The organism is Kitasatospora sp. NPDC048715 (assembly GCF_043198905.1).
GTDB classification, from domain to species: domain Bacteria; phylum Actinomycetota; class Actinomycetes; order Streptomycetales; family Streptomycetaceae; genus Kitasatospora; species Kitasatospora lactacystinica.
Genome location: NZ_JBICVH010000013.1, coordinates 45284 through 63980 on the forward strand (window position 1 = coordinate 45284; position 18697 = coordinate 63980).

Below are 18697 nucleotides of genomic sequence, written 5' to 3' on the forward strand. Positions count from 1 at the left end.
GGAACCGCGGCACGGTTCGTGCCCGGCGCCTGCCCGCGGACCCCCGAGCCGCTCCCCGGGCGCTGCGGCATGCTGGAGGTCCCGGAGAACCGCGCCGACCGCACCGGACCCACCATCCGGCTGGCCGTCGCGATCATCCCGGCCGTCTCGGCGACGCCGGCCGGGGACCCGGTGGTGTTCATGGAAGGCGGGCCCGGGGGCGACGCGTTCGGGAGCGTCCCCTTCCTCCTCGATTCCGGCGTGAACCGAGACCGCGAGCTGATCGTCATGGCCCAGCGCGGCACGCTCCACTCCCAGCCGGCCCTGCTCTGCCCGGAGATCGACCGGTTCACCGCGGAGTCCGTCGGGCTGCGCTACGACGCGCCGTCGACCGGACGGCGGCTGGTACGTGCGGCGAGACAGTGCCACGACCGGCTGACGGCCGACGGCATCGATCTGGACGCCTACAACACGACCGAGAACGCCGACGACTTCGCCGATCTGCGCGAGGCGCTGGGCGTCGACCGCTGGAACGTCTACGCGTACTCGTACGGCACCGAACTGGCCCTCACCCACCTGCGGCGACACCCCGAGGGGATCCGCTCGGTCGCGATCGACTCGGTCGTGCCCCCGGACATCGTGAGCCTGCCGTGGACCTGGGACAGCGCCCGGGAGGGCATCGGGGCGATCCTCGCGGCGTGTGCGGCGCAGCCCGTCTGCGGGAGCCGCTACCCGGACCTCCCGGACACGCTGACGGAGCAGGTCCGGCGCCTGGAGGCGGGTCCGCTGCGGCTGGCGGCGCGGCCGCCGTCGGGCGGCGAGCCGGTGGAGGTCGTCCTCGACGGGGGCGCCCTGGTGAACCTGCTGGTCGCCAACTCCGTGAAGGCCGTCGACGTCCCCGCGGCGCTCGACGAGCTCGCCGGCGGGAATCCGGAGCGCTTCGCACGGGCCCAGGCCGCCGGCGCGAAGACCCCGGTCGGCGAGATCGGCCACGGCCTGACCCAGTCGGTGGCGTGTAGCGAGTGGGTGCCGGGGTACTCGCGTTCCGACGTTCTGGAGGCGGGCCGCGAGGCCTTCCCCGGCTGGCCGGGCCGGGTGCTGGCGCAGGCGCCGCAGCTGCCTTTCGAGTACGGCGTGTGCCGGGCCTGGGACGTCCCGGACCGCACCGGCGTCCAGCGGGTGGCCACCGTCAGCGACGTGCCCGCGCTCGTCCTCTCCGGCACCTTCGACGCCAAGTCCGGGGCGGCCTGGGGCGCGTACGCGGCCCGGACGCTGTCCCGCTCGACCACCGTGCGGATCCCCGGGATCGGCCACTGGGTGGTACCCCAGTCCCCTTGCGCGCAGAGCGTCCTGGCCTCCTTCCTGGCGGATCCGACCGCGCCGCCGGACACCGCTTGCGTGGCCGGGCTCGCCCCCGAACCGTTCACCATCACCCCCGGCCCGGAGTCCGCATGATGTCCATCCGCCCAGCCCGGCACCGGCGCACCGCGCGACGGCCGCTGACCACCCTGGCCGGGGCCACCGCCGCCGTCCTCGTCCAAAGCCTCGTCACCGGTCTCCTCACCGGCCTCGCCACCGGCCCGGCCGCGGCGCCCGCCCGGGCGGCGTCCGGCGCCGGGGAGCCCCTCGGCACCGTCGCCCGGACGGCGGGCCACGCCCGCTACGCGCCGGGCCCCTGCCCGAGGACCGCCGACCCGTCCCCCGCGCTGACGGGGGCCCGCTGCGGAACGCTCACCGTGCCCGAGGACCGGGACGACCCCGAGGGACGGAAGATCACCCTCGGCGTCGCGATCGTGCCGGCCACCCACCGGAAGGCCGACGACCCCATCGTGTGGCTCGCCGGCGGGCCCGGCGACGACGCGGTCTCCGAGATCCCCCTGGCGCTCAACGGCGACCTGAACCGCGACCGGGACGTGATCTTCATGTCCCAGCGCGGGACCTACTCGGCCGACCCGGCGCTCACCTGCCCGAACATCGACGAGTTCAACGCGAGCGCCCTCGACCTCGTCTACGGCGCGCGCTCCACCGGGCGCCTGCACGTCCGGGCGACGCGGGCCTGCCACGACGAACTGGAGGGCCGCGGCGCCGAGCTCGGCGCCTACAACAGCACCGAGAGCGCCGCCGACTACGCGGACCTGCGCAGGGCGCTGGGTGTCGAGCGGTGGAACGTCTTCGGCATCTCGTACGGCACCGACCTGGCCCTCACCTACCTGCGCCTGCACCCGCAGGGCATCCGCTCGGTCGGCATCGACGGCGTGCTGCCGCCGTCCCTGGCGGGCGGGGCCGTGACGTGGAAGGCGGCACGCGAGGGCTTCGACGGCCTGTTCGGGGCCTGCGCGCGGCAGCCCGCCTGCGCCGACCGCTACCCGGACCTGAAGGGCACCTTCGAGCGCCTCGTCGGTGAGCTCGAAGCCGACCCGGTCACCACCACCGTCACCGTCCCGGGCCACCCGGAGCCGGTCGAGGTCGTACTGGACGGCGGGGTCCTGGTGAACTGGCTGGTCTCCGCCACCCATCTGGCGGCCGGAGTGCCCCGCTCCATCGACGAGTTGGCCCACGGCGACCCCCGGCGGATCGCCGAGCAGTGGGCGGGCGGCAAGCTCAGCCCGCAGGCCGTCGGCAGAGTCTCCCACGGGCTCGCCTACGGCGTCTTCTGCAGCGAGTGGACGCCGTTCGAGAGCCGGGCCGACGTGATGCGGGCGGGGCACCGCGCCTTCCCGTCCTTCCCCCGGTCGGTGGTGGCCAATGCCCCGCTGCTCGCCTTCCTCCAGGCGGACTGCCGTGCCTGGGACGTTCCCGCCGCGCCGGACTCGATCCGGGACGTGACGGACAGCGACGTCCCGACCCTCGTGCTCTCCGGCGGGTTCGACGCCCAGACCGCACCGAGCAGCGGGCCGTATGCCGCCCGCACGCTCAGCCGCTCCACGGAGGTGACGGTCCCCTACGTCGCCCACGTGGTCTTCGCCGACTCGCCGTGCGCCCAGTCGATCACACGGTCGTTCTTCGACACCCCGACCGCACCGGACACCGGCTGCCTCGCGGGTCTCGAGCCGCCCGCGTTCGAGATCGCGCCGTAGGGCCTTCCGGTCCCCGTCGTGGGCGGGATGGCGGCGACCCTGTTCGCGCTGGTCGGCATGCGCAATGCCGCGCCGGGCGGGCCGCCGATCGGCTCGCCGATCGACTACATCGCGTTCTTCTGGGCCGAGGCGATCATCGCGACCGGCGGGCGCCGCACCACCCCGTACGGTGCCACACCGCACCGTACGATCCCGGTCGGCGCGCGCACGGCGCGAAACGCATCCTGGTCAATTCCCTGAAATCCTTTCGACTTGGGTTCCGTCAGCAGTGATTCAAGAATCGTATACGAACCTGTATGCCGGACGGGAGAGCCGATCCGGGCACCAGGACCCCCCTGTCGAACCCTCCGATCCCCCCTCGGTGTCTCCAATTCCGTGCCTTTCCGACTTGAACAACAGCAGGTCAGAGCCGTGAGACAGGCGTGAGACAGGCGCCCGGACAGGTCGCCCCGGCCTACCGACCGCCCGCGCCCCCTACAGTTCTGCCCTGGCGCCGAGGAAACGGCCTTCACGGGGCGCACACGACGGCGCGCTCGGGACATCGAGTGCGGACCCGATGCCCGACCAGGCGGGATGTCTCCGATTCCGGCCGCGTCCCCATCGGTTTCACCCGTTCCGTGGACCTCCCCGCAGGCCCGATTCGGTGCCGTCATTTCACGATGTCGGTCGATCTCGAATTGGTTAACAGTGCAAAGAAAAAGGTGGAGGCGATTCGCCCAGGGCTGGTTCGCCGCCGCGCTGACCGTGGGGGCGTTGCTCGGGGCGGGGGTCGTTCCGGCGACCGCCGCGGGCGGCGCGGGTGCCGTGGGCACCGGGCCCGGTCAGGGGGCGACGGCGGCCGGTGCGGTTTCCGCCGAGGGGCCGGAGGGCCTCGCGGTCGCCGAGGCACGGCGGACGGGCAAGCCGGTGGACGTCGCGCAGAAGCGGAGCGAGTCCAGTGACACGGTCGCGCAGCCGGACGGACAGCTGGTGACGACGACGTACGTCCAGCCGCACTGGGTGCGCCGGGGCGGTACCTGGGTGGACATCGACCCGACCCTCACCGAGCGGCCGGGCGGCGTGGTGGCGGCCAAGGCGGCGACGGCCGAGGTGGAGTTCTCGGGCGGCGGCAGCGGCCGTCCGCTGGTGCGGATGGCCTCGGCGGGCCGGGAGCTGAAGCTCAGCTGGCCCAAGCCGCTGCCCAAGCCCGACCTGAAGGGCAGTACGGCCGAGTACCACTCGGTCCTGCCGGACGTGGACCTGCGGCTGACCGCGACCCGGACCGGGTTCACCCAGGTCCTCGTGGTGCACACCCCGCAGGCCGCGAAGAACCCCGAGCTCGGGCGGCTCCGGCTCGGCCTCCAGGGCGACGGCCTGACGGTCGCGCAGGCCGCGGACGGCTCGATGACGGCCGTCGACAAGGGCGCCGGCGGCACGGTCTTCGAGGCCCCGACCCCGGTGATGTGGGACTCCGCCACCAAGGCGGCGCCGGCCGCCGAGCCCGCGCAGACCTCCCGCCCGCAGGAGCGATCGCTCGCGGCGCAGGCGCCCGCCGTCCAGGCACCCGCGGCCCAAGCGCCCGAGGCCCCGTCCCTGGCCGCCCCCGGCGAAGGGGCGAAGGTGGCCCGGATCGGCGTGGAGCTGCCGAAGACGCAGGACGGGATGGTCCTCACCCCGGACCGGTCCATGCTGGACGACCCGGGCACGGTCTACCCGGTCATGATCGACCCGGCCTGGAGCACGCCGCACGCCGGCGACTGGGCGGGCGTCTCGCAGTACTGGCACTCGCAGTCGTACTGGCACTTCACCTACAACGGCAAGTACGTCGGCGACTGGGGCGTCGGGTACTGCGGTGACACCTCGCGCTGTCAGCCGCGTGACGTGAAGCGGGCGTTCTTCCAGGTGCCGACCAGCCAGTTCGCCGGGAAGCACATCCTCAGCGCCGAGTTCGTCGCCAACGAGAGCTGGTCCTTCGACTGCACCCACCAGACGCCGGTCGAGCTCTGGAACACCGGCTACATCAGCTCGGGCCTCACCTGGGACAGCCAGAACGGCAGCGGGTTCTGGAACCGCTACCTGCAGACCATCTGGACGGCCAAGGGCTGGAGCGGTGACTGCCCGGCCGGCCAACTGGAGTTCGGCGGCGATTCGGGCCCGGTCCGCGACCTGGTCCAGGACGCGGCCAACTGGGGCTGGTCGTCCACCACCTTCGGGCTGCGGGCCCGCGACGAGAGCGACCTCTACGGCTGGAAGAAGTTCACCGACGACGCCGCGCTGCGGGTCCGCTACAACGTGCCTCCGCGCCAGGCCCCGATGAGCGACCTGACCATGTCGCCCGGCATGTGCGTGTCCACCGGGGTCAAGCTCAACAAGTGGCCCCAGCTCACCGCGAAGGCCGGTGACCCGGACGGCGAGGCGGTCGGCCTCCAGTTCGCCGCCGCCTGGGACGACGGCACCACCGGTTTCCGGCGCCGCTGGTGGTCCACCGGCGCGGAGGGCACCGCGCCCGGCTCCGACACCTTCAAGGCCTCCGGCTCGGCCTTCTCGATCACCCTGCCCGCGCTGCCGGTGCCCGCGAAGGGCCAGTACGGCTGGGAGGTGCGGGCCTGGGACGGCGCCGAGTGGGGGCCGTGGTCCTCGGACGGCGACCCGACCGACTGCTACTTCTCCGTCGACACCACCGCGCCCGACGGCCCCGCCATCACGTCCTCGTCCTACCCGGGCTCCTCGGACGCCACCGCCGCCCTGCCCTGGACCGACGGCGTCGGCCGCTACGGAAGCTTCACCGTCAGGTCGAAGGCCACCGACGTGGCCAAGTACCAGTGGGTGGTGGACGGCACGGCCCTGACCAACGAGGTGGCCGTCAGCGGCGGCGCGGCCGCCACGGTGAACCTCCTGCCGGAGAAACCCGGCCTGCACACCCTCACCGCCCGCGCGATCGACGGCTCGGGCAACGCCTCGCAGCCCGAGACGTACTACTTCAACGTCCTGGCCGGCCAGCCGCAGCGCGCCGGGTGGTCCATGGACGACGCCTCCGGCACCAGGCTGACCGGCACGGGCGGCGGGTCCGACGCCACGCTGGGCTCCGGCGCGAGCCCGCAGTCCCCCGGGCACCTGGGCGAGGCCCTGGCCTTCGACGCCACGGCCAACGGCTACGCGAGCACCCAGGGCGCGGTGCTCGAAACCGCCAGGAGCTTCACCGTCTCGGCCTGGGTGAAGCTCGCCAACGCCGACCGCAACCGCTCGGCGGTCTCGCAGTCCGGGTCGTACATGCCCGGCTTCAGCCTCGGCGTGCGCAACGGCGGCTGGGCCTTCGAGACGGTCAGCACGGACGACGTCGGCTACGGCTACCAACTGGCCGGCGCCACCGGTCCGGCGGCGCTGAACCAGTGGACGCACCTGACCGGCGTGTACGACGCCGCGGCCAGGACCGTGATGCTGTACGTCAACGGCGTGCCGGCCGGTGCGCCGGTGGCCGCCCCGGCCTCCTGGTCGGCCCGGGGGTCGCTGGAGCTCGGCCGGATGCGCTACCGCAGCGGCTACAACGACCCGTGGTCGGGCGCGCTGGACGAGGTGAAGGTCTGGGACCGCGCGCTGTCCGCGAGCGAGGCCACCGACGTGGCGGCCGACCGGCAGCTCGCCACCGGCCTCCCGGCCAAGGCGGTCTGGCACCTCGACGGCAACGCCCGCACCGCACCCGGCGCGTCGGAGTCCGACGACCTCACGGTCTCCGGCGCGGCGCAGCTCGGCATCCCCGGCGTCGCCGACAAGGCGATCCGCCTGGACGGCACCAGCGGCTACGCCCGCACCGCGCGGCCGGTGGTCGACGGGACGAGGAGCTTCTCCGTCTCCAGCTGGGTGCGTCTGCCCAAGCTCGCCGACGGCGACACCGCCGCGCGCGTGGTGCTCGACCAGATCGGGGCCCACAACAACGAGTTCTCCCTCTACTACTCGGCCTACAGCAAGAAGTGGATCTTCGGGCGCTACAAGGAGGACAGCGCCGCCGACACCCTGGTGCGCGCCGTCCAGCCGGTCTGCACGGGGCCGGTCAACGGCATCCCCTGCTTCGGCCCGAACGAGGGCCAGTGGACGCACCTGCTCGGCGTCTCCGACGCCACCGCGCAGAAGCTGCGCCTGTACATCAACGGGACGCTGGTCGGTGAGACGGACTACGTCCAGACCACGCCCTGGCCCGACCCCGGCCCGGTGCAGATCGGCGCCATCAGCCGGGAAGGCAGGAACGGCGACTTCTTCGACGGCGACATCGACGACGTCCGCCTCTACGACCGGGTGGTGACCGCCACCGAGGCCGCCGACCTGGTCAAGCAGCGACCGCAGCTGGTGGGCCGCTGGCGACTCGACACCGCGGCCGGCTCTCCGCTCGTCTCGCCGGACGACAACAGCACCGCCTCCGGAGCGCAGTTCGGCGACGGCGCGAGGACCAACCCGGGCGGCGGGCTCCTCCTCACTCCCGGCACACTCCAGCTGGACGGCGTCAAGGGCTACGCGCAGAGCGCCACCACCCCGCTGCACGCCGACCAGAGCTTCACCCTCGCCGCGTGGGCGGACACCGCCGGCGTCCCGACCCGGGACATGACGGTGCTCTCCCAGGCGGGCGCCAACGGCGACGCGGTCACCGTGCGCTGGCACTACCTGAAGGACGATCCGGCCACCGGCGCCCACCTGGGCGAGTGGCAGGCCGAGGTGAACACCGGCGACGGCGCCACCACCGGCCGCACCGTGGTCGCCCACTCCCCCGCCACGAGCGTGCTGGAGAACTGGACCCACCTCGCGGTGACGTACGACGCCCTGGCGGGACAGCTGTCGCTGTACGTCAACGGGCAGCCGGAGAACCAGCTCTGCACCAGCGGCGACTCCTGTGTCTCGCGGACCTCGTGGGGCCCGGCCAGGCGGCCCTTCGACGCCGGCCCGGGCCTGCAGTTCGGGCGGGCCAGGACGGGTGCCGGCACCTGGGGCGAGTACTTCTCCGGCGAGCTGGACGACGTCTGGGCCTACCAGGGGATCCTGAGTGCGGCTCAGATCGCCAGGCTCGCGGACTACAACACCGAGATCCCGACGACCACCGGTCCCTGACCGGGCCGGGAGCCCGGGCCGGGCGGCCGCACGGCCGCCCGGCCCGCGCCCTGCGTTCCACCGTGTTCCGACCACCGCTTCACCGAAAGGGGAACTCCGCCGTGAGGCAACACCTCCCGCGCGCCGTCATGGGCATCCTGCTCGTGGCGCTCGTGATCGCCTTCCTGCCCGGCACCCGGGCCACCGCCGCGAGCTGGACCAGCCACTGCGCCGTCGGCGGCTTCTGCCTCTACGACCAGAACGGCGGCCAGGGCGCCGAGCTCGCCAACGACCCCCGGGTCCCCGTCCAGGGCGTCGACCCCGCCTGGAACGACCGGGCCCGCTCGGTGGACAACCAGTCCGCCTACTGGGCCTGCCTCTACGCCGACGGCGCCTACGGCGGCACCGTCCAGGCCGTCCGGCCCGGCGGCCAGGCCGACCTCGCCGACCTCGGCACCCACCTGGACGGCAAGGTCACCTCCGTCAAGGGCGCCAAGTCCAAGGCCGGCTGCTTCACCGGCTACGAGCGCTGCGAGACCGGCCGGCTCTGCCTGTTCGCGGAGGAGGGCGGCCGCGGCGCGATGACCTCCCTCACCGAGGACGAGGTCCGCGACTACGGCGCCGAGTGGAACGACCGCACGGTCTCCGTCTTCAACCACACCGCCAAGCACGCCTGCTTCTACCCGGACAACGGGCTCACCGGCTCCTGGACCGCCAACGGCTCCACCTACCGGGCCTTCGTCGTCCTCAGCGGCGACAGCACCTTCGTCCCCGCGCCCTACGCCGGCACGCTCAGCTCCGACCGTCTGGTCGTCGCCGCCAACGGCCGCCCCGCCACCGACTTCTGCTGAACCGGGAGCCCCCTCATGAAGCACACCCTCGTCCGGCGGGCCGCCGCGATCCGGACCGCCACCGCCCTCGGCCTGGCGGCCTCCGTCCTCGCCGTCCCCGGCAGCGGCCTGGCCGGCGCGGCGACCGGCGACACCAACCCGGGCGACATCGTCCTGGGCGCCATCACCCTCGCCCAGGCCGCGGCCACCACGCCCTTCCCCGGGATCACCCGCACCGTCTACCAGGACGCCGACCGCACGTGGACGGTCAACGTCATGGACATCGACCCGAACCGGGCCCCGATCACCTTCGACGGCTCGATCGGGCAGGGCATGTACACCACGCAGACCGTCCAGGAGATGCTGGAGCAGACCACCGGCGTGACCAGCCGTCGCCCCTACCTCGGGGTCAACGGCGGCTACTTCGACGACGGCGTGGTCCTGGACCAAACCGACCGGATCTACCTCGGCGACCTCGGCGGCACCTCGATGAAGAACGGGCGGCTGCTCAGCGAGGCCGGCGGAGGCCGCTACACCTACGACCCCGTCACCGGCAAGGCCGTCGGGCTGCGCCCCGCCAACTCCGTGCTGATGCTGCAGAACGGCCGCCCGTACATCACCGAGCTCGGCACCGCGCTCACCGTGCGGCTCTCCGACGACGCCACCGTCAGCCGCAAGGTCGACGGCGTCAACCGACTCCCCGGCCGGGCCGGCCACTGCCTGCGCAACACCGACCCCGCCAACACGGACGTGACGGTCGCCGGCGGCGTCTGCTTCGACCCGTCGGAGATCGTCGAGTTCACCCCCGAGTTCGGGGCGAGGACGCCGGCCGCCGACCTGCTCAAGCAGACCGCCACCACCACGGACGACGACCCGGGCGTCGAGGTGCTGTTCAACGCGGCGGGCGTCGCCACCGCCTGCTTCCGCCCCGGCGCCACCGCCGGCGGCATCGTCTCCGACGCCCCGCGCGGCGGCCACGACGTGCCGCCCGGCGGACGGGCCCTGGAGGGCACCGGCGACGGCGCGGCCTGGCTCTGGGACAACGCCTGCGCCGGCAGGCCGGTCAGCCTGCACACGGTGGTCACCGACACCCGCTTCGGCGACACCGTCGCCGACACCTGGTTCGGCCGCGCCCCGGCCGGCGCCGTCGAGCGGCCGATCGACCCGGCGATGTACGCCACCCCCGTCGGCGACGTCCTGATCCGCGACGCCACGGTCGTCTACCAGGTGCCCGGTGACACCGCGCGGGCCTGGCGCACCGCCGGCGGCGCGGACGGCTTCGGCCACCTCTTCTTCGTCACCGTCGAGGGACAGAAGGGCGGCCCCGCGCCCCTCGCCGCCGGGGCCACCCGCAGCGAGCTCGCCCAGCTGCTCAAGGCGCTCAACCTGGTCGACGCCGTCAACATGGACGGCGGCGGCTCGACCACCCTCAACCTGCGCGACCCGAACGGCAGCGAACCGCCCGTCACCACCACCACGGACTCCGCGCCGCGTCACGTCGCCGACACCGTGTACGCCGCGGTCGGCGGCTACGGCCTCGCCAAGTAGGCCCGCACCCCGGCCCGCCCCGGCCCTCTCGTCGGACCGGCCGGCGGGAGGGCCACTCGCCGCCCCGGCGCCGCGTCCCCGGCCGCGGCCCGATCCAGCTGAGCTGGAACTTCAGCTACAAGGCGGCCGGCGATGCCCTCGGCATCGACCTGCTGCGCCACCCCAACCTGGTGCGGACCGATCCGGCCGTCGCCTGGAAGACCGCGCTCTGGTACTGGAACACCCAGAACGGGCCGGGCACCATGCCCCCGCACAGGTGCAGAGCCGGATCAACGCCTACCAGCGCTTCACCCAACTGCTCGGCACCGTACCGGGCAACAACCTGAGCTGCTGAGCCCCGAGGCCCATCGGGACCTGGCCGGTCCGCGGGAAGCGGCCGGGCACGGGGGTCACCGGCGCGAGTCGGCGTGGGTGCGGCACCACCACGGGATCCTCGCCGTCTGGCGCGGGAACTTCGCGAACGCCGCCGAGCTGTTCGCGCGGGCGCGCACCGATTTCCGCGAGCTGGGCTGCCTCGACGCGGCGCTCGAGTGCCGGGTCAAGTTCGCCATCGCGCACGCCTACGGGGGCGAGGCCGCCGCGGCCGCCGAGGCGTGCGGCGAGGTCGAGGCGGCCGCCCTCGCACACGGCGAGTCCTGGCTGCACGGGATGGCCCTGCTCGCCCGCGCACTGCTGGCCCTGCGCGCGGGCGAACCCGCCGACGCGACCGCGCGGGCCGGCGCGGCCATCGCCCGGCTGCGCCCCTTCCAGGACTGGTGGGACGTGGCCATGTGCGTGTAGGTCATCGCCTGGAGCGCCCGGGACGCCCCGCGGCGCGCGGCCCGGCTCCTGGGTGTGCTGCACCTGTTGTGGGAGTCGCTGGGCGGGCGGCTCGGCGCGGCACCGTTCATGCGCACGCAGCACCTGCGCCTGGACGCCGAGGTACGGGAGGCACTGGGAGTCGCCGCCTTCGACCGTGAGTTCCGCCGCGGAGCGCGCACCACCGTGGACGAGGCACTGGCCTACGTCCTGGACGAGTCGGCCGGGGTGCCGGGACTGACGAAGCGCGAGAGCCAGGTCGCGGAACTGGTCGCCGAAGGCCTCACCAACAAGGACATCGCGGCCCGCCTCACGATCGCCCAGCGCACCGCGGAGAACCACGTCGAACGCATCCTGGGCAAGTTGGGGTTCACCTCGCGCACGCAGCTCGCGGTGTGGACGTACGAGCGGCGAGGCGAACTGCCCTGAACATCACGACGTGGTGATGTGCGTGCCGACGAAGTCGATCATCTCGATGGTCTGCCGGATCCGTTCCTCCGCGACCAGCGAGCCGTGACCGGCGTCGTACCGGTACACCCGGCACTCCTTGCCCAGTTCGCCCAGCCGTTCGACGTACCGGTCGATCTGCCGGATCGGGCAGCGGGGATCGTTCTCCCCGGCCAGGATCATGACGGGGGCGCGGACCCGCTCGGCGTAACTGAGCGGGGAGGACCGCCGGTACCGCTCGGGCACCTCGTCCGGGGATCCGCCGAAGAGCGAGCGGTCGTACGCCCGGAGCATCTCCGTCTCGTCCCGGTAGGCGGTGAGGTAGTCCGCGATCGGCGCGTCGGCGAACCCGAGCGTCCAGGCCTCGGGCCGCAGGCCGAGGCCCAGCAGGGTGAGGTAGCCGCCCCAGGACCGGCCGGAGAGCACCATCCGGGCCGGGTCGGCGATCCCGTCGGCCACCAGGCGGTCGCGCACCGCGTGGACGTCCTCTAGCTCGGTCAGTCCGGGGCGGCCCTCGATCGCGTCGCGCCACTGCGAGCCGTAGCCGGTCGAGCCGCGGAAGTTGAGGTGCACGACCAGGAATCCCTGGTCCACCCAGACGGCGGCGGGCGGGTTGTACGAGTCGTCGTTCCAGCCCGCGGGGCCGCCGTGCACGTCGAAGAGGCAGGGGTGGGGCTGCTCACCGCCGCCGGGCGGCCGGGAGATCAGCACGTGGATCGGGCCGCCCGGTCCGTCGACCCAGAGGTCCTCCACGGGGACGGAGGAGGGCGGTGTCGGACCCGGCGGGGTGAGGAGCACCGATCCGGACGTCGAGCGGATGACCGGTGGCGAGGCCGCGTCGGTCCAGGCGAACGCCACGGTGCCGTCCGGCCGGGCCGCCGCGCCCGCGATGACGCCACGCGGGGTGGGCAGGCGGGTCAGCTCCTTGTGCGCGAGGTCGTAGCGGTAGAGCTGGTGACGGGCGTGGTGGGTGTGGGTGATCAGGAGGGCGGAGCCGTCCGGGTACCAGGAGGCGGTCAGCTCACCGGGCAGGTCGAGGACGATCTCCTCCTGCCGGCCGGTCAGGACGTCCCAGAGCAGGGGTTCGGGGCGGCCGCGCCGCTCGTGCTCCACCAGCAGGAACGCCTCGCCCGGGGACGGGGACGGGGACGGGGAGAAGGCTCCGGCCCGCACGCCCAGGCCGGGCCCGTCCGCGAGGTCGGCCACCACGGTTCCGTCCGGGCGCAGCACCCGCACGGCCGGGTGCCGGCTGTCCCCCGCCTCGCTGTGCCCGATCGCGATGAGCGACTCGTCCCGGGACAGCGCGGCGACCCAGGCGTCCTGCTCGTGCCGGTAGAGGACCGTCGGGCTCTTCCCGGGGACGCAGAGGTGGATGGTGGTTCCGCCGCGGACCGTACCGCCGACGACCGCCAGACCGCTCGATCCCAGGGCCAGACCCGCCGGGTAGGCCGGTTCCAGGCCCGGGACGGCCGGTTCGTCGTCGCCGCCGTCGAACGGCTGGCGCATCCAGACGCCGTACTCACCGCCGTCGGCGTCGGCGAACCACCACAGCCAGTCGCCGGCCGGGTCGATGGCCGCCGTGAGGGTTCCGTTCGCCCGGTGGGTCACCTGCCGGGCCGTGCCGGTGCTTTCGTCCCGGGCGTGGATCTCCCAGGTTCCCGAGGCGTTTGAGCGGTGGAAGCTGCGGGCCGGGGCGTCCGCGGCCCATTCCGGCAGGCCGACCCGGGCCGCCCGGAACCTGGCCTTCCACCGTTCCTGGTCGATGACGGGCTCGTGATCGGTCAACTCTTCACTCCGAGGCGGATGACGGGCTCGTGGTCGATCAACTCTTCACTCCGAGGCAGCGGTGACGGGGGCGTCGGTGCGGTGTTCCGGTCGGCGGGCGGGTCCGGGCCCGATCAGGCAGGCGACGCAGAGCAGGCCGCAGCAGCCGGCGAGCGCGATGACCTGGGCCGCGCCGAGGAACTGGGCGGCCGCACCGGCCGCGGCGAACCCGAGGCCCTGCCAGAACATCAGGCCGGTGGACTGGAGGTTGAGCGCCCGGCCGCGCAGTTCCTCCGGGGCGACGTCCATCAGCAGCCGGTCCAGGCCGAGGTGGTGGGCGAAACCGAGGCCGCTCACCACGAGCAGTGGCAGGGCGATGGCCAGCGGCGGGTGGAGGACGAACACCAGCATCGGCGCGAAGACGGTGGCGGCGGCCCAGCCGACCAGCCGGACCTGCCGGCCCGCGTCGGCCAGGGTGTTGGTGAGCACCTCGCCGAGCACGGCGCCGGCCGGGACGGCGGACAGGAAGAGGCCGGCGCCGAGGCTCCCGGCGTGCACGCTCCCGGTGTACGGGACGGCGAGCGCCTCGGCGGCCACGCCCAGCGCGGGGACGGCCCAGCTGAGCAGGAGGACCCTCCGCAGCGGTCGGACCCGGAACATCGCGCCCATGCCGCCGATCGAATCCCGGATCAGGGACGGGCGTTCGGCGGTGTCCTCGGGGCGGCGTTCCACGGTGCCGAACCTGAGCAGCGCGGCCGAGACCGCGAAGCAGGCGGCGTTCCCGATCAGCACGCCGGGCGCCGAGACGCCGGTGAGCAGCACGCCGGCCACCGCCGTGCCCCCGAGCAGCGCGCTCTGCGACACCAGTCGCAGCAGGCTGCGGGCCGGCACGAAGGCCGGCCCGGGCACCACATCGGGAAGGGTGGCCGCGCGCGCCCCGGCGATCACCGGGGCGATCAGGCCGCGCCCGAACGCGAGTGCCAGCAGCATCACCACCGGGGTCCCGGGGACGGCCATCACCGCGGTGAGCGCTGCGGAGGCCAGGTTGCACCAGACCAGCAGCCGGCGGATCGGCAGGCGGTCGGTCAGCGCGTTCAGCAGCGTCCCCGCGACCAGGTACGGGGCGAAGGTGACGGTGAAGACCAGTGCCGACAGCAGCGGCGATCCGGTTCTGGCGTAGATGAGCACGGTCAGCGCGAAGTTCGCGATGACCATGCCGGTGACCGAGACCACATGGGCGGCGAAGATCGCGCGGAACTCCGCCACGGCGAGCGCGTCGCGGTAGCGGCCTGTGCTGCTCACGGGGGCGGCTCCCCTCTCCTCAGTCGGAACTCGGCCTGCACTCGGGCCGAACTCGGTCGGCTGTCGGCCGGCACTCAGCCGGAGATCTCCACCGGCAGCGCGGCGAGCGACCGGATGGTGGCGTACGGATGGCGGGTGACCTCGTCCGCCAGCCGGAGGGACGCGCCGCGGCGGGCCAGGGCCTGGAGCACCTCGCCGAGCAGGAGCTTCGAGAGCATCGACCCGGCGCAGGCATGCGCACCATAGCCGAAAGCCAGGTGCCCGTTGGGAGTTCGGTCCAGCGCGATCCGGTCGGGCTCCGGGAACCGCTCCGGGTCCCGGTTGGCCGCGCCGAAGAACACCACGACGTCCTGCCCGCGCCGGATGTCGGCGCCGGACAGCGTGGTGTCGGTGACGCACAGCCGGGTGGTCGCCTGCAGCGGGGTGTCGTAGCGGAAAAGCTCCTGGGGGGCCGTGTCGTCGAGCACTCCCGGCGTGCCCAGGTGCTCCTTCAGCGGGATGCGGTGGCGCGCCAGCGCGTACAGCGAGTTGCCCAGCGATCCGGGGACGGAGCTGAAGGCGTTGACCACCAGGGTGCGCAGCGAGTTGATCGTCATCAGCTCGGGCAGGCCGGCCCGGCGGGCGTCGTCCAGCAGGTTCCGCAGCGGGGCGCCGGGCTCCATGTCGTCGATCCAGGACTTCAGCATGCCGGTCAGCTTCTGGCGCGCGGCCGCTCCCGGCTTGCCGGCCTCGGGCACCAGCCCGGCGTCCATGGCGCGCATGATCGCCGCCGCGATCGGTTCCATGACCTCGGGTTCGAACTCCGGCAGTCCCATGGCGCTGGGGACGAACCAGCGGGACAGCGGCACTGTGAAGGAACCGATCAGGTCCACCGGCCCGGGCGGCAGGCTGTCGAGCAGCTCGTCGACGGTGACGCGCACCCGTGCCGCGAACTCCGGTGAGCTGAGCGGCCGCAGGGTGCTCGCGATCAGGCCGGCGACCAGGCTGTGCTCGGGCGGGTCGAGATGGTGGATGCTGAGCGCGCTGTCCGGCATGCTCTCACCGGCCCGCCGCCAGTCGGCGGCAAAGGTCTCGTGGTCCCGCAGCACCTGCCGGCAGTCCCGGTAGGAGGTGACCAGCCAGCCGTTCAACCGCTCGTTCCAACAGGGGCCGCCGGTGCGGCGCATGGCCGCGTAGGCGGGGTACGGGTCGGCGTGGACGGCCGGGTCCAGCGGGTGGTAGGCGCTCGTCTCGATGCTCACGCGTCATGCTCCACGGGGAGGAAGGTCATCGGCAGCCGGTCGGGGTAGCGCAGGGTCGCCCGGGGAGCCCGCCAGGGGGCGCCGGCGAGCCGGGGGGCGGCCGGCGCGTCGAGCAGTGCGGTCACCAGTGACCGGATGACGATGCGGGCGAGCGACGCGCCGGTGCAGGCGTGCGGGCCCCAGCCCAGCGAGAGGTGCCGGTTCTTCGTCCGGTCCACCCGGAGTTCGTCCGGGGCCTCGAAGCGCGCGGGATCACGGTTGGCCGCGCCGAAGAGCGCCATGACCAGGTCACCGCGCTCGATCGTCACCCCGCCGATCTCCGTCCTGGTGACACAGGCCCGGGTGGTGCCCTGCACCGGGCCGTCATAGCGCAGGAGTTCGTCCACCCCGGTCTCCAGCACGCCGGGCGCGCGCATCCGGCCGAGCGCCTCGGGGTGCCGGAGCAGCGCGAGCACCGCGTTCACGGCCGCGGCCACGGTGGTGCTGAAGCCGGCCAGGAACAGCACCCGGACGTTGCTCCAGACCTCGTCGTCCGGAACGCCGGCGCTCCGGGCGCCGGCGAGCACGTCCGCGACCAGGCCGGGCTTCGGCTCCGCGGCGGCCCACTCGGCGAGCAGCCGCGTGATCTCCACCCGGGCGGCGAGTGCCGGTTCCAGCACGTCGGGAACGAGACCCGCGTCCATGCCGCGGACCAGCGCGTCGGACAGCTCGGCGAAGCTCGCCACCGGGGGCGGCTCCACCCCCAGCAGCTCGCAGACCGCACGGAGCGCCACCGGCCTGGCCACCTGGGCGGTGAAGTCGAACCCGGGCGCGTCCGCCAGCTGTTCGAAGACGGCGCGCGCGGCCTCGGTGGCCCGGATCCCGATGCCGTCGAGGTCCTGTGCGCGATAGGCGAGGGTGAACAGCCTCCGGACGGGCGTGTGCTCCGGCGGATCGAGCGACTGCATGGACGGCGTCGCACCGCTCTCGTCATGGCCCGCGCGACGCCAGTCGCTCGCGAACGTCCCGGTGTCGCCGATGACGGCACGGCAGTCTTCGTACGAGGTCAGTACCCACGATCCGAGCCGTTCGCTCCAGAACACCGGGGCGGCCGAACGCAGTTCGGAGTAAACCGGATACGGGTCGGCAATCACGTCCGCTGAAAGCGGGTCATAATCGAGCATCATGCATTCCTCACGAACCGGCGGCAGCAATGCTGACATGCGGCCCAGGCGCATGACCTGGGCCGCATCAATTAGTCAATCTCAGTAGTTGTAACGCATGTCAGCCTCCCCCTGTGGCCGGGATTCCTATCGCTGCGGTGGCAGCCACCACTACCCTCGCCCGGCCGCCCCGGGTTGTCGAGGACGTTCAATCCACGCTTAAAAGCCGTGGAGAATCGGGGATTCGGCGATCGGTCCGGTTCCCTTCGAGGCAAACCGGACAAACCACGGCCAACAGCGTCTACCGCACCGAGCTGTGCAATACGCTCCCTTTACCGTCATCGCACTCGCCATTTATTCACATCCATGAAGATCGGCTCCGGACGGGGGACGGCACTTTCGTCAAAACACTGGACAGGAACGATCACCCTGACGAAGCTGACCCGGAAGGCAATCACCGGCGATAGCACAGGGGGAGCCAGTGTTGCGGGTCCATTTGACTTCCGATGATCTTTCACGGGTACGAATCGCGCTCACTCCGGATCCGCTCGCCGAAACGGCGAACAGCGTCCGTGTGCTCCAGCGTCGCGACCAGGCGTCCGCCTACGGACCGTGGCGCGCGCTCGTCCGGTCCCGGTTCTCCCGCGAGATCATGGGCCCGCTGCTCGATCTGCTGCCGCCCGACGCGCCGATGGGCCGGCCGGAGTTCCTCACCACGGTACGCGGTACCCGAACCCTCGACGAGGGTCTCGCCCGGCTCCGCGCGGAACCCGAGCGGATCGCCGCCGAACTGGCCGCACTCGGATCGTCACGCGCACTACCGGAATGGATGCATGACCTGGCCGAGGCCGACCACGCGGCACTCGACCGGATGAGCATGGCGTTCCGGGCCTACCACGACATCGCCGTCGCCCCGTTCTGGCAGCGCATCTCGGCCGCCGTGCACGGCGAGATCGCCATCCGCCGCAGGATCATGGCCGAACAGGGGGTCGAGGGCCTCCTGGCGACGCTCCACCCGTCCGTCCGCTGGCACTCCCCCGTACTGGAGATCCCATCCGCCGACGCCGCCGAGATCCGGCTGGACGGTCAAGGCCTGCTGCTGGCACCGTCCTTCTTCCTCTGGCCCAACGTCGACAGCCACCGCAGCTGTGCGGCACACGACCAGCCACTCCAACTGGCCTTCCCCGTCGCACTCGACGCGGTGTCCTTCCGGACCACGGTCCGGGGGATGCAGACGGAGGGGGACACCGCCCTGCCCTCACTGCTGGGCCGCACCCGCGCCGCCGCGCTGGAAGCCATCGCCACCGGCACCACCACCAGCGAACTCGGCCGGCGACTCGGCGTCACCCCCGCCGCGGCCAGCCAGCACGCCGCCGTCCTGCGCGCGGCCGGCCTCGTCATCACCCGCCGCCAGGGCACCTCCGTGCTCCACAGCATCACCCCGCTGGGCACCGAGCTCGTCGGCGGATGCCGCCCGGCGGCGGACCGTCCGGCGTAGCCGCCTCTGGCACAGCCCG

Annotated in this window: 12 protein-coding genes and 2 pseudogenes; 10 read left to right on the plus strand and 4 right to left on the minus strand. The window is 73.1% G+C overall.

Going from position 1 to position 18697, the window contains the following annotated elements; translation table 11 throughout:
• Window positions 1-69: 69 nt before the first annotated feature.
• The 9 genes and pseudogenes from ACGFSC_RS24075 to ACGFSC_RS24115 all read left to right on the plus strand — a co-directional run bounded on the left by ACGFSC_RS24075 (window position 70) and on the right by ACGFSC_RS24115 (window position 11713).
• Window positions 70-1434 carry an alpha/beta fold hydrolase gene (locus ACGFSC_RS24075; RefSeq protein WP_359897246.1) on the plus strand — a complete coding sequence of 455 codons (1365 nt, stop codon included), beginning with the start codon at window positions 70-72 and terminating at the stop codon, window positions 1432-1434.
• A complete protein-coding gene (locus ACGFSC_RS24080; RefSeq protein ID WP_392863940.1) occupies window positions 1434-3056 on the plus strand; it encodes an alpha/beta fold hydrolase in 1623 nt (540 codons plus the stop codon). Before ACGFSC_RS24075 ends, ACGFSC_RS24080 begins: the two co-directional genes overlap by 1 nt.
• A gap of 15 nt (window positions 3057-3071) precedes the next feature.
• Window positions 3072-3296 (plus strand): annotated as a pseudogene (locus ACGFSC_RS24085) (DUF4436 family protein); the annotation flags it as partial.
• A gap of 564 nt (window positions 3297-3860) precedes the next feature.
• Entirely contained in the window at window positions 3861-8129 is a 4269-nt protein-coding gene (locus ACGFSC_RS24090; RefSeq protein ID WP_359897243.1) for a LamG domain-containing protein, read from the plus strand.
• Window positions 8130-8230: 101 nt separating this feature from the next.
• Complete coding sequence (locus ACGFSC_RS24095; protein ID WP_359897241.1) at window positions 8231-8959, plus strand: peptidase inhibitor family I36 protein; 729 nt, start codon at window positions 8231-8233, stop codon at window positions 8957-8959.
• 15 nt (window positions 8960-8974) lie between these two features.
• A complete protein-coding gene (locus ACGFSC_RS24100) occupies window positions 8975-10486 on the plus strand; it encodes a phosphodiester glycosidase family protein (protein ID WP_359897240.1) in 1512 nt (503 codons plus the stop codon).
• Window positions 10487-10566: 80 nt separating this feature from the next.
• Window positions 10567-10820: pseudogene (locus ACGFSC_RS24105) on the plus strand (chitinase); the annotation flags it as partial.
• A gap of 77 nt (window positions 10821-10897) precedes the next feature.
• Window positions 10898-11266 (plus strand): hypothetical protein, encoded by a 369-nt coding sequence (locus tag ACGFSC_RS24110; protein ID WP_359897237.1) that lies wholly within the window; start codon window positions 10898-10900, stop codon window positions 11264-11266.
• Between the two features lie 54 nt (window positions 11267-11320).
• On the plus strand, window positions 11321-11713 hold the full coding sequence (locus tag ACGFSC_RS24115) for a helix-turn-helix transcriptional regulator (RefSeq protein ID WP_359897236.1): 393 nt from the start codon (window positions 11321-11323) through the stop codon (window positions 11711-11713).
• Between the two features lie 3 nt (window positions 11714-11716).
• On the opposite strand, the gene ACGFSC_RS24120 is transcribed toward ACGFSC_RS24115, so the two are convergent.
• The 4 genes from ACGFSC_RS24120 to ACGFSC_RS24135 form a co-directional block, all read right to left on the minus strand.
• On the minus strand, window positions 11717-13516 hold the full coding sequence (locus ACGFSC_RS24120) for a prolyl oligopeptidase family serine peptidase (RefSeq protein ID WP_359897234.1): 1800 nt from the start codon (window positions 13514-13516) through the stop codon (window positions 11717-11719).
• Window positions 13517-13561: 45 nt separating this feature from the next.
• Window positions 13562-14797 (minus strand): MFS transporter, encoded by a 1236-nt coding sequence (locus tag ACGFSC_RS24125; RefSeq protein WP_359897233.1) that lies wholly within the window; start codon window positions 14795-14797, stop codon window positions 13562-13564.
• 74 nt (window positions 14798-14871) lie between these two features.
• Window positions 14872-16038 carry a cytochrome P450 gene (locus ACGFSC_RS24130; protein ID WP_359897232.1) on the minus strand — a complete coding sequence of 389 codons (1167 nt, stop codon included), beginning with the start codon at window positions 16036-16038 and terminating at the stop codon, window positions 14872-14874.
• A complete protein-coding gene (locus ACGFSC_RS24135) occupies window positions 16035-16985 on the minus strand; it encodes a cytochrome P450 (RefSeq protein WP_359897231.1) in 951 nt (316 codons plus the stop codon). The genes ACGFSC_RS24130 and ACGFSC_RS24135 overlap by 4 nt, the downstream gene beginning before the upstream one ends.
• A gap of 769 nt (window positions 16986-17754) precedes the next feature.
• Here ACGFSC_RS24135 and ACGFSC_RS24140 point away from each other — a divergent pair.
• Window positions 17755-18678 carry a winged helix-turn-helix domain-containing protein gene (locus ACGFSC_RS24140; RefSeq protein WP_359897229.1) on the plus strand — a complete coding sequence of 308 codons (924 nt, stop codon included), beginning with the start codon at window positions 17755-17757 and terminating at the stop codon, window positions 18676-18678.
• Window positions 18679-18697: the final 19 nt, after the last annotated feature.